The sequence below is a fragment of the Kitasatospora sp. NPDC058184 genome (assembly GCF_042883725.1).
Lineage (GTDB): Bacteria > Actinomycetota > Actinomycetes > Streptomycetales > Streptomycetaceae > Kitasatospora.
The window spans coordinates 1-10,762 of record NZ_JBHVVE010000046.1; the positions used below are offsets into that span (position 1 = coordinate 1).

Here is a 10,762-nt window from a genome sequence, read left to right on the forward strand (position 1 = left end):
GGGGGGACCCTGTGGGAGAGTAGGACGCCGCCGAACAATTCTTCAGAAGAACCCCCATCCGGGTCCCGGATGGGGGTTCTTCGCGTTTTCCGGGCTTTTGAGCGCGTTCTCAGAGCTTGAGCTTGAACCCGACGTGCGAGGCCACGAATCCCAGCCGCTCGTAGAAGCGGTGTGCGTCCGTGCGCGTCGCGTCGGAGGTCAGCTGGACGAGGTCGGCGCCGAGTTCGCGGGAGCGGTCGACGGCCCACCGGATCAGTTCGGTGCCCAGGCCGCTGCCGCGTTCGTCGGCGTGGATGCGGACGCCCTCGATGATCGTGCGGGTGGCGCCGGCCCGGGAGAGGCCGGGGACGACGGTGAGTTGGAGGGTGCCGACGGTGCGGCCGGCCCGGTCGGCGACGATCAGGTGCTGGTGCGGGTCGCCGTCGATGCTGGCGAAGGCGGTGCGGTAGGGGGTGAGGTCGTCGGGGCTCTCGCGGGTGGCGCCCAGGGGGTCGTCGGCGAGCATGGCCACGATCGCCGGCAGGTCGTCGGCGGTGGCCCGCCGAATCGTCAGAACAGCCGTTTCAGTCATGATCAGAGACTAGAGGCCCCTGTGTGACGCACCGCGCCTTGTCTACGCCCGTAGCACCCCTTCCCGGGCCTTCTGAAGGGCCGTGGGACCCTCTCGGCGTCAGTCCCCGGGCTTGGCACTGGTGATGACGGCGAAGACGGCGCCGTGCGGGTCGACCAGCTGGGCCAGGCGGCCGACGCCGTGCACGTCCATGGCCGGGATCCGTACGGTCGCGCCGAGGGTGTCGGCGATGGCGAGGCTGGCGTCGGCGTTGGGGACCTCGAAGTAGGGGAGCCAGTGCGAAGTGGTGCCGCGCGCGGTGTGTTCGGGGCCGAGCTGCATGATCCCGCCGTGGGCGTCGTCGCTGCCGCCGCCGGCCGGGGTGAGGACGGTGTACATCACCTCGCCGAGCGGGACGTCCTGCTCCTGCCAGTCGAAGACGGAGCGGTAGAAGGACTTGTCGAGTTCGGCGTCGACGCTGTAGCACTCGGCCCAGCAGAGGCTGCCCTCCTCGGTGACGACGTCCAGGCCGCGGGTGCCGTGCGGCTGCCAGACGGCGAAGTCGGCGCCGGTCGGGTCGGTGTAGGCGGCCATCCGGCCCGCGGTGAAGACGTCGAAGGGGGCGAACCGGACGCGGCCGCCGGCCTGTTCGACCAGCGCGGTGGTGCGGTCGGCGTCCTCGGTGGCGAAGTAGAGCGTCCAGCCGGGCGGGGTGCCCTCCTCGGCGAGCGGGCCCAGGGCGGCGACGGTCCGGCCGTCGAGCTGGAAGAAGCCGTAGCCGCCGGCCTCGGGGCCGGCCGAGTCGAAGGTCCAGCCGAACAGCGCGGTGTAGAAGTCGACGGACGCGCGGGTGTCGGGGCTGCTCAGGTCGAGCCAGTCCGGGGAACCGGGGCGGAAGTCGGTGTTGAGCATGGCGGCACTGCTCCTCGGACGGGGCCCGGGCGGGCGCGGTCGACGGCGGTCCCCCTCGGTCCCTCCCAGCCTGGCACCTCGGCCGGGGCGGTGCACGGCAGCGGCCGCCGCACCGGCGGGGGCGGGGTGTCGGGGCGGGGCGGTACGGTGCGTAGCGGAATCGTCCACCCGTACCGGTCGAAGGGGGTCCGGTGAGCAAGCAGGCGGCGCAGTCCGGGCAGCAGGTGCCGCGCCAGCTCGCGCAGGTCGAGGGCGTGCTGGAGCGGATCACCTACGCCAACGAGGAGACCGGCTACACGGTGGCCCGGGTGGACACCGGCCGGGGCGCGAACGACCTGCTGACGGTGGTGGGCGCGCTGCTGGGGGCGCAGGTCGGCGAGTCGCTGCGGCTGCACGGGCGGTGGGGCTCGCACCCGCAGTACGGGCGGCAGTTCACGGTGGAGAACTACACCACGGTGCTGCCCGCCACGATCCAGGGGATCCAGCGGTACCTGGGCTCGGGGCTGATCAAGGGGATCGGGCCGCGGTTCGCCGAGCGGATCGTGGAGCGCTTCGGGGCGGACACCCTGGAGGTGATCGAGAACGAGCCGGGCCGGCTGATCGAGGTGCCGGGGCTGGGGCCCAAGCGGACGAAGAAGATCGCCGCGGCCTGGGAGGAGCAGAAGGCCATCAAGGAGGTGATGGTCTTCCTGCAGGGGGTCGGGGTGTCCACCTCGTTGGCTGTGCGAATCTACAAGCAGTACGGCGACGGTTCGATCGGTGTGGTGCGGAACGAGCCGTACCGGCTGGCCTCGGACGTGTGGGGCATCGGCTTCCTGACGGCGGACCGGATCGCCCAGGCGGTGGGGATCCCGCACGACAGCCCGGAGCGGGTGAAGGCCGGCCTGCAGTACGCGCTGTCGCAGAGCACCGACCAGGGGCACTGCTTCCTGCCGGAGGAGCGGCTGATCGCGGACGGCGTGAAGCTGTTGCAGGTGGACGTCGGGCTGGTGATCGACTGCCTGGCGGAGCTGGTGGCGGCCGAGGGCGTGGTGCGCGAGGCGGTCCCGGGGGAGGGCGGCGAGCCGGTCACCGCGGTGTACCTGGTGCCGTTCCACCGGGCGGAGATCTCGCTGGCCAACCAGCTGGTGCGGCTGCTGCGTTCGGACGCGGACCGGATGCCGTGGTTCGGGAACGTGGACTGGCCGGTGGCCCTGGACTGGCTGGCGAAGCGGACCGGGGCCGAACTGGCGCCGGAGCAGGAGGAGTCGGTCCGGCTGGCGCTGACCGAGAAGGTCGCGGTGCTGACGGGCGGTCCGGGCTGCGGCAAGTCGTTCACGGTGAAGTCGATCGTGACGCTGGCGCTGGCGAAGCGGGCCAAGGTGGTGCTGGCGGCGCCGACCGGCCGGGCGGCGAAGCGGCTGGCGGAGCTGACCGGGGTGGAGGCCTCGACGGTGCACCGGCTGCTGGAGCTGAAGCCGGGCGGGGACGCCGCGTACGACCGGGACCGGCCGCTGGACGCGGACCTGGTGGTCGTCGACGAGGCCTCGATGCTGGACCTGATCCTGGCGAACAAGCTGGTCAAGGCGGTGCCGCCGGGCGCTCACCTGCTGTTCGTGGGGGACGTGGACCAGCTGCCCTCGGTGGGCGCCGGGGAGGTGCTGCGGGACCTGCTGGCGGAGGGCGGGCCGATCCCGTCGGTGCGGCTGACCAGGATCTTCCGGCAGGCGCAGCAGTCCGGCGTGGTGACCAACGCGCACCGGATCAACGAGGGCAGGCCGCCGCTGACGGACGGGCTGGCGGACTTCTTCCTGTTCGCCGAGGACGACGCGGAGCGGGCGGCCGGGCTCACGGTGGACGTGGTGGCGCGCCGGATCCCGCAGAAGTTCGGCTTCGACCCGCGCCGGGACGTGCAGGTGCTGGCGCCGATGCACCGCGGCCCGGCCGGCGCGGGGAACCTGAACACCCTGCTCCAGGCGGCGGTGACGCCGGCCCGGGAGGGGCTGGCCGAACGCCGGTTCGGCGGCCGGACGTTCCGGGTGGGGGACAAGGTCACCCAGATCCGCAACAACTACGACAAGGGGCGGAACGGCGTCTTCAACGGCACAGTGGGAGTGGTGACCGCGCTGAGCGTGGACGACCAGCGGCTGACGGTGCTCACCGACGAGGACGAGGAGGTGGCGTACGACTTCGACGAACTGGACGAGCTGGCCCACGCGTACGCGGTGACGATCCACCGCTCGCAGGGGAGCGAGTACCCGGTCGTGGTGATTCCGGTCACCATGTCCGCTTGGACGATGCTCCAGCGGAACCTGCTCTACACCGCTGTGACCAGGGCACGGAAACTCGTGGTGCTGGTGGGGTCACGCAAGGCGATCGGACAGGCCGTCCGGGCCGTCAGTGCAGGTCGGAGGCATACCGGACTCGACCATCGGCTCGCAGCTGGATGATTATCCAACGGGATGGTTGCCTCTAATGTTCTCTTGACGTGAAGAGATTTACGGCAGAGCCTAGGGTGGTGCCGATCTTGTCCGGTTCGTACCGGCTGCGGCAGCAGGTTTTGTAGGGGCGGGCCCTTTCGGGCCACCCCGGGTGCGCGACTGTCCTCCGGATGGGGGATGGTAGAGACAGTCAGGGCACCTTGGAAGAGGATTCATTTCGTCGGTGAGGAAGACGTGAGCGACAACTCGGTAGTACTGCGGTACCAGGACGGCGAGTACGAGTACCCCGTCGTCGAGAGCACTGCGGGCAACGCCGGCTTCGACATCTCGAAGCTGCTCCCGCAGACCGGCCTGGTCACCCTGGACAACGGCTTCGGTAACACCGCCGCGTACAAGTCCGCGATCACCTTCGTGGACGGCGACAACGGCATCCTGCGGTACCGCGGCTACCCGATCGAGCAGCTCGCCTCCGATGGCGGGTTCATCGAGACCGCGTACCTCCTGATCAACGGCGAGCTGCCCAACGCGGACCAGCTGGCCGAGTTCAACCGCGAGATCACCCAGCACACCCTGCTGCACGAGGACGTCAAGCGCTTCTTCCAGGGCTTCCCGCGGGACGCCCACCCGATGGCCATGCTGTCCTCGGTCGTCGGCGCGCTGTCCACGTTCTACCCGGAGAGCCACAACCCGTTCGACGCGGCCCAGCGCCACCTGTCGACGGTCCGCCTGCTCGCCAAGCTGCCGACGATCGCCGCGTACGCGTACAAGAAGGCGATGGGCCAGCCCTTCGTCTACCCGCGCAACGACCTGAGCTACGTCGAGAACTTCCTGCGGATGACCTTCGCCGTCCCCGCCGAGGACTACGAGCTCAACCCGGTCGTCGTCAACGCGCTGGACAAGCTGCTCATCCTGCACGCGGACCACGAGCAGAACTGCTCGACCTCCACCGTGCGCCTGGTCGGCTCCAGCCACGCCAACCTGTTCGCCTCGATCTCGGCCGGCATCTCGGCCCTGTGGGGCCCGCTGCACGGCGGCGCCAACCAGGCCGTGCTGGAGATGCTGGAGAGCATCCAGAAGGACGGCGGCGACGTCGACGCCTTCATCACGAAGGTGAAGAACAAGGAAGCCGGCGTCAAGCTGATGGGCTTCGGCCACCGGGTCTACAAGGCGTTCGACCCGCGTGCCGCCCAGGTCAAGCTGCTCGCGCACGAGGTCCTCGGCCAGCTCGGCAAGAGCGACGAGCTGCTGGACATCGCGCTCAAGCTGGAGGAGCACGCCCTCAAGGACGACTTCTTCATCTCGCGCAAGCTGTACCCGAACGTGGACTTCTACACCGGCCTGATCTACCGCGCCATGGGCTTCCCGACCAGCATGTTCACCGTGCTGTTCGCCCTCGGCCGGCTGCCGGGCTGGATCGCCCACTGGCACGAGATGATCAACGACCCGACCAGCCGGATCGGCCGTCCGCGCCAGATCTACACCGGCACCGCGATCCGCGACTACGTCCCGCTGGACGCCCGCTGACCGCAGCGGCGCCGACCACCGGCCCGCACGGAAGCTGAGAGGGGCCCGACCGCGAGAGCGGCCGGGCCCCTTCGCGTCCCGGTGGCGCGCCCGAGGGCCCGCGCGGGGACGGAACCGTACGGCGCACGACTCCGGGGTCGGCCGCAGCCGGGGACGGCCGCTCAAAGCGTCCCAGGCCCGCCAGAACCCCGGCGTCGTGCGCGAAGGCCGTCAGGGTCGACGACCGTCCCGGGGCCCGCCGGAGCCCCGTCGGCGACAGCCCGCTGGAAGCGCGGGGACACGTTGCCGTTCAGCGTGTCCCCGCCCACCGGAAAAACTGCCGCACTACCAACCTAAGACGTATCAGGGTGCGAGAAGTTACGCCCGGGGGGTGTGAGCTGCCTCTCGCCACGCTCCGTGTGCGCGTCGTACCACGCTCATATCACACCTTCGCTCGCGCCGGACGTCACCCTCCCCGCAGTCACGGCAACCGAGCGTGATAGGAATCGTGGCATTCCGGTACGGACCGTCGCGCACATTCGCCGCGCGACGGCGGAACTGGGGAGGGAGTGCGCAGATGGCCAGGAACGTCGTCGTCACCGGCGGTGGCACGGGAATCGGGTACGAGGTCGCGCGGCGGTTCGTCGAGGCCGGCGACCACGTGGTGATCGTGGGCCGCCGCCGGGAGGTCCTGGAGAAGGCCGCGGCCGGACTCGGGCCGAACGTCACCCCGCTGGTGTGCGACCTCGCCGACCCGGACGCCGTCGAGGCCGCGCTCGCCGACCTGCCCGAGCGGATCGACGTCCTGGTCAACAACGCCGGCAGCCGGGAGACCGTGGTCGGCGGCGGGCCGCACGCCCTGCTGGCGCGCTGGCGCGGCGACTTCGAGCGCAACGTGCTGACCGTGGTGCTGCTCACCGAGTCGGTCCGCGACCGGCTCACCCCGGGCTCCGGCCGGGTGGTCACCATCAGCTCCATCGCCGCCCTGCGCGGGGCCGGCTCGTTCGGCGCGGCGAAGGCCTCGCTGCACGCCTGGAACCACTTCCTGGCCGCCCAGTTGGGCACCTCGGGCATCACCGCCAACATCGTCGCGCCGGGCACCGTCGCGGGCACCGAGTTCTTCGGGCCGCGGCTGGACGAGGCCGAGGTCGCCCGCCGGGCCGCCCGCACCCTGCTCGGGCGGATCGGCGAGACCGGCGAGGTGGCGGCGGCGGTGTACTTCCTGGCCTCGCCCGAGGCCGGGTTCATCACCGGCGAGATCCTGCACTGCAACGGCGGCGAGCTGCTGGGGCGTTGAGCCCCGGCCCCGAACGCCCCGGGACGCCCCGTACGCGCGAAGGCCCCGGACCGACACCGGTCCGGGGCCTTCGCGCGGGCCGGCTCAGGCGGGCCGGAAGCGGCGCAGCCGCAGGCTGTTGGTGACCACGAAGACCGAGGAGAAGGCCATCGCGGCCCCCGCGACCATCGGGTTGAGCAGGCCGGCGGCGGCCAGCGGGATCGCCGCCACGTTGTAGCCGAGGGCCCAGAACAGGTTGCCCTTGATGATGGCCAGGGTGCGGCGGGAGAGCCGGATCGCGTCGGCCGCCGAGCGGAGGTCGCCGCGGACCAGGGTGAGGTCGCCGGCCTCGATGGCGGCGTCGGTGCCGGTGCCCATGGCGAGGCCCAGGTCGGCCTGGGCGAGCGCGGCCGCGTCGTTGACGCCGTCGCCGACCATCGCGACGACCTTGCCCTCGGCCTGCAGCCGCTTGACGGTGGCGACCTTGTCCTCGGGGAGCACCTCGGCGAGCACGTGCTCCGGTGCGATGCCGACCTCGGCGGCGACGGCCTCGGCCACCGCCCGGTTGTCGCCGGTGAGCAGCACCGGGGTCAGGCCGAGCGCGCGCAGCCTGCCGACGGCCTCGGCGCTGGTCGGCCTGACCGCGTCGGCGACCTCCAGCACGGCCCGGGCCTCGCCGTCCCAGCCGACCGCGATCGCGGTGCGGCCAGCCGCCTCGGCGGCGGCCTTGGCACGGGCCAGGGAGGGCGGCAGGTGCTGCGCGCGGTCGGCCAGCAGGGCCTCGCGCCCGGCGACCACCGCGCGCCCCGCCACGACCCCCTCCACGCCCCGCCCGGGCACGCTGCGGAAGTCCGCGACGGCGGGCAGGGCGCCGGCCTCGGCGGCGGCCTCGGCGACTGCCCGGGCGACCGGGTGCTCGGAGGCGTGCTCGACGGCGCCCGCCAGGCGCAGCGCCTCGGCCCGGTCCACGCCCTCCGCTGTGTGCACGGCGACCAGGGCCATCCGGCCGGTGGTGACGGTGCCGGTCTTGTCCAGGACGACGGTGTCCACCGTGCGGGTGGTCTCCAGCACCTCGGGGCCCTTGATCAGGATGCCCAGCTGGGCGCCGCGGCCGGTGCCGACCATGAGCGCGGTCGGGGTGGCCAGGCCCAGGGCGCACGGGCAGGCGATGATCAGCACGGCGACGGCCGCGGTGAAGGCCTCGGTGGAGCTGTCGGTGGCCAGCAGCCAGACCACCAGGGTGGCCAGGGCGATCAGGATGACGGCCGGGACGAAGACCGCGGAGATCCGGTCGGCCAGCCGCTGGGCGGCGGCCTTGCCGTTCTGGGCCTCCTCGACCAGCCGGGCCATCCGGGCCAGCCGGGTGTCCGCGCCGACCCGGGTGGCCTCGACCACCAGCCGGCCGCCCGCGTTGACGGTGGCGCCGGTGACGGCGTCGCCGACGGTGACCTCGACCGGGACGGACTCGCCGGTCAGCATCGAGGCGTCCACCGCCGAGGCGCCCTCGACCACCGTGCCGTCGGTGGCGATCTTCTCGCCGGGGCGGACCACGAAGCGGGTGCCGACCGTCAGCCGGTCCACCGGCAGCCGTACCTCGCGTCCCCCCTCCAGGACCGCGACGTCCTTGGCGCCGAGGTCGAGCAGGGCGTGCAGTGCGGCGCCGGCCCGGCGCTTGGAGCGGGCCTCCAGGTAGCGGCCGAGCAGGATCAGTACGGTGACGGCGGCGGCGGTCTCCAGGTAGAGCGTGGCCGAGGCGTCGGTGTCGCCGACCGAGAGCGAGAAGTCGTGGTGCGTCCCGGGCCGGCCGGCGTGGCCGCCGAACAGCGCCCAGCAGGACCAGCCGAAGGCGGCCAGGGTGCCGAGCGAGACCAGGGTGTCCATGGTCGCGGCGCCGTGCCGGAGGTTGGTCCAGGCGGCGCGGTGGAAGGGCAGGCCACCGTAGACCACGACCGGGCCGGTGAGCGCGAAGGCCAGCCACTGCCAGTCGGTGAACTGGAGGGCCGGGACCATCGACAGCAGCACCACCGGGACGGCGAGGACGGCGCTGGTCAGCAGCCGGTCGCGCAGGGGGTCGGCGGGCTCGGGCCGGGTGGAGCGTTCGGGGGCGGCCGGGGGCGGGGGGAGCTCGGCGGTGTAGCCGGTGCGCTCGACGGTGGCGATCAGGTCCTTGACCGTGGTGCCGGGGCCGAAGTCGACCCGGGCCTTCTCGGTGGCGAAGTTGACGGTGGCCTCGACGCCGTCCATCCGGTTGAGCTTCTTCTCGATCCGGGCCGCGCAGGAGGCGCAGGTCATCCCGCCGATCGACAGCTCGACCCGGTCCCGGGCCCCGAGGTCCGGGGTGGACGTGCTCATGCGGATCAGCTCCTCGGTGCGGGTGGCCGGCGGGGCGCCGCGGCGCCCCGCCGTGCCGGGTGGTTCAGGCGCTGCGGCCGACCAGCTCGTAGCCGGCCTCGTCGATCGCGGCGCGCACCTGCTCGTCGTCCAACGGGGCGGCGGAGGAGATCGTCACGGTCCCGGCCGTGGCGTCGGCGGCGACCCCGGTGACCCCGGCCAGGGCGGAGACCTCCTCGCTGATCGCCTTCTCGCAGTGGCCGCAGCTCATGCCGGACACGGTGTAGGTGATGGTGCTGGACATCGGGGGCCTCCGGGAGGTCCGGGCGGCCCGGGGTTCGCCCGGGGCGCGGCGCTGGCAACGACTCTTGTGACAACACCATACCCCTCCAGGGTATTCCGGGAGTGGTGGGGGTGGGGCGCCCGGATCGCTCGGGAACGCCGGGGGCCAGGGCCGGTCGGGCTTCCGCGGTGATCGTCCCTTATGTTCGGTATGTGTTTCCGCTCCGCCGCGCCCAGTCTCCCTCGGCTCCCACGGCAGCCGGACTGCCGCCGGACCGGCAGCGCGGCGCCCTGCTCGCCGCCGACCTCCAGGACGTGCCCTTCTGGCGGCGCGCCACCCCGGCGCTGATCGCCGTCCTGCTCGTCGGGCTCGCGGACTTCCTCTCCGGCAAGGACCGCTACCTGGCCCCGCTGATGACCGTGGTGCCGACCGTCGCGGCACTGACCCTGAAGCCCCGCGAACTGCTGCTGGTCTGCTCGCTCGGGCTGCTCACGGTGTTCGGGCTCAGCCACCACGACGAGGTCGACAACATCAACGACGCCCGCTTCCTGTACGGGGCGATGGTCAGCTACGTCGTCCTGACGCTGTTCTCGGCCTGGGTCGCCAAGATCCGGATGCGGCGCGCGGCGGCCTTCGCGGCCGTCAGCTCCGTCGCCGAAGCCGCCCAGCGGGCGCTGCTGCAGCTGCCCGGGCCGACCGTCGGGCCGCTGCGGCTCGCGGTGCGGTACGTCTCGGCGGCGGACGCCTCACGGATCGGCGGGGACCTGTACTCCGTACTGGAGACGCCGCACGGCACCCGGGTCGCGGTCGGGGACGTCCGGGGCAAGGGACTGGCCGCCGTCCAGACCGCGGCCGTGGTCCTGGGCGCCTTCCGCGAGGCGGCGTACGACGAGGCCGGACTGCGGGGCGTCGCGGCGCGGATCGAGGCCAGCGTCGAACGGCACGTGCCGGACGGGGAGTTCACCACGGCGCTGTTCGCGGAGTTCCGAACGCCCGGGGCGATGGAGCTGCTGCAGTACGGGCACGTGCCGCCGATCCGGGTGGACCACGAGGGGCGGGCGCACGTGCTGGACGCGCCCGACCCGTGGGTGCCGCTGGGGCTCGGCCGGCTGGCGGCGGGGGAGCCGACCACCTGGGCCCAGCCGTTCGGGGCGGAGGACGTGCTGGTGCTCTGCACGGACGGGGTGATCGAGGCGCGGCACCGGACGAGCGGGGAGTTCTACCCGCTGGCGGAGCGGGTCGGGCCGCTGGTGCGGGGGGCCGCGCGCTCGGAGGGGGAGCTGGAGACGGCGGTCGGGCGGGTGTACGCGGACCTGCTGGCGCATACGGGTGGGGAGTTGCGGGACGACGCGTTGTTGCTGCTGATCGTGCGGACGGATGGGTGAGGGGGCCCTGCGGGGGTCTTCTGTGGGGGTGGGCTTTCGGGAGGGTGGGGGGCCGGGGGTGGCTCCGGGGGTGGCCGCTCCGGGGGCTGGATGATTTTCAGA

The 10,762-nt window shown here is 72.6% G+C and carries 8 protein-coding genes; 4 read left to right on the plus strand and 4 right to left on the minus strand.

The window, feature by feature from the left end:
- Positions 1–109: 109 nt before the first annotated feature.
- Together ACFVXH_RS41060 and ACFVXH_RS41065 are read right to left on the minus strand one after the other, a co-directional pair.
- A complete protein-coding gene (locus ACFVXH_RS41060; protein WP_387831215.1) occupies positions 110–571 on the minus strand; it encodes a GNAT family N-acetyltransferase in 462 nt (153 codons plus the stop codon).
- A gap of 99 nt (positions 572–670) precedes the next feature.
- Positions 671–1,462, minus strand: coding sequence for a VOC family protein (locus ACFVXH_RS41065; protein WP_049651145.1), 792 nt, complete (start codon positions 1,460–1,462; stop codon positions 671–673).
- A 191-nt stretch (positions 1,463–1,653) separates the two neighbouring features.
- Between ACFVXH_RS41065 and ACFVXH_RS41070 the strand changes: the two genes are divergently transcribed.
- The 3 genes from ACFVXH_RS41070 (at position 1,654) to ACFVXH_RS41080 (ending at position 6,682) form a co-directional block, all read left to right on the plus strand.
- Entirely contained in the window at positions 1,654–3,891 is a 2,238-nt protein-coding gene (locus tag ACFVXH_RS41070; RefSeq protein WP_049651144.1) for an ATP-dependent RecD-like DNA helicase, read from the plus strand.
- A gap of 225 nt (positions 3,892–4,116) precedes the next feature.
- A complete protein-coding gene (locus ACFVXH_RS41075; protein ID WP_049651143.1) occupies positions 4,117–5,406 on the plus strand; it encodes a citrate synthase in 1,290 nt (429 codons plus the stop codon).
- Positions 5,407–5,962: 556 nt separating this feature from the next.
- A complete protein-coding gene (locus ACFVXH_RS41080) occupies positions 5,963–6,682 on the plus strand; it encodes an SDR family NAD(P)-dependent oxidoreductase (RefSeq protein ID WP_049651142.1) in 720 nt (239 codons plus the stop codon).
- An 84-nt stretch (positions 6,683–6,766) separates the two neighbouring features.
- Here the strand turns inward: ACFVXH_RS41080 and ACFVXH_RS41085 are convergent, their stop codons facing one another.
- Positions 6,767–9,013, minus strand: coding sequence for a heavy metal translocating P-type ATPase (locus tag ACFVXH_RS41085; RefSeq protein ID WP_387831216.1), 2,247 nt, complete (start codon positions 9,011–9,013; stop codon positions 6,767–6,769).
- 64 nt (positions 9,014–9,077) lie between these two features.
- Positions 9,078–9,296 carry a heavy-metal-associated domain-containing protein gene (locus ACFVXH_RS41090; protein WP_049651134.1) on the minus strand — a complete coding sequence of 73 codons (219 nt, stop codon included), beginning with the start codon at positions 9,294–9,296 and terminating at the stop codon, positions 9,078–9,080.
- A 191-nt stretch (positions 9,297–9,487) separates the two neighbouring features.
- Here ACFVXH_RS41090 and ACFVXH_RS41095 point away from each other — a divergent pair, with 191 nt between their 5' ends.
- Positions 9,488–10,660, plus strand: a complete 1,173-nt coding sequence (locus tag ACFVXH_RS41095) for a PP2C family protein-serine/threonine phosphatase (RefSeq protein WP_053112039.1) — start codon at positions 9,488–9,490, stop codon at positions 10,658–10,660.
- Positions 10,661–10,762 lie beyond the last annotated feature (102 nt).

What these genes read in the sequence shown, in the direction of transcription:
- ACFVXH_RS41060 (WP_387831215.1), bottom strand. Translation starts at nt 571, where the DNA reads ATGACTGAAACGGCTGTTCTGACGATTCGGCGGGCCACCGCCGACGAC.
- ACFVXH_RS41065 (WP_049651145.1), bottom strand. Translation starts at nt 1,462, where the DNA reads ATGCTCAACACCGACTTCCGCCCCGGTTCCCCGGACTGGCTCGACCTG.
- ACFVXH_RS41080 (WP_049651142.1), top strand. Translation starts at nt 5,963, where the DNA reads ATGGCCAGGAACGTCGTCGTCACCGGCGGTGGCACGGGAATCGGGTAC.
- ACFVXH_RS41085 (WP_387831216.1), bottom strand. Translation starts at nt 9,013, where the DNA reads ATGAGCACGTCCACCCCGGACCTCGGGGCCCGGGACCGGGTCGAGCTG.
- ACFVXH_RS41090 (WP_049651134.1), bottom strand. Translation starts at nt 9,296, where the DNA reads ATGTCCAGCACCATCACCTACACCGTGTCCGGCATGAGCTGCGGCCAC.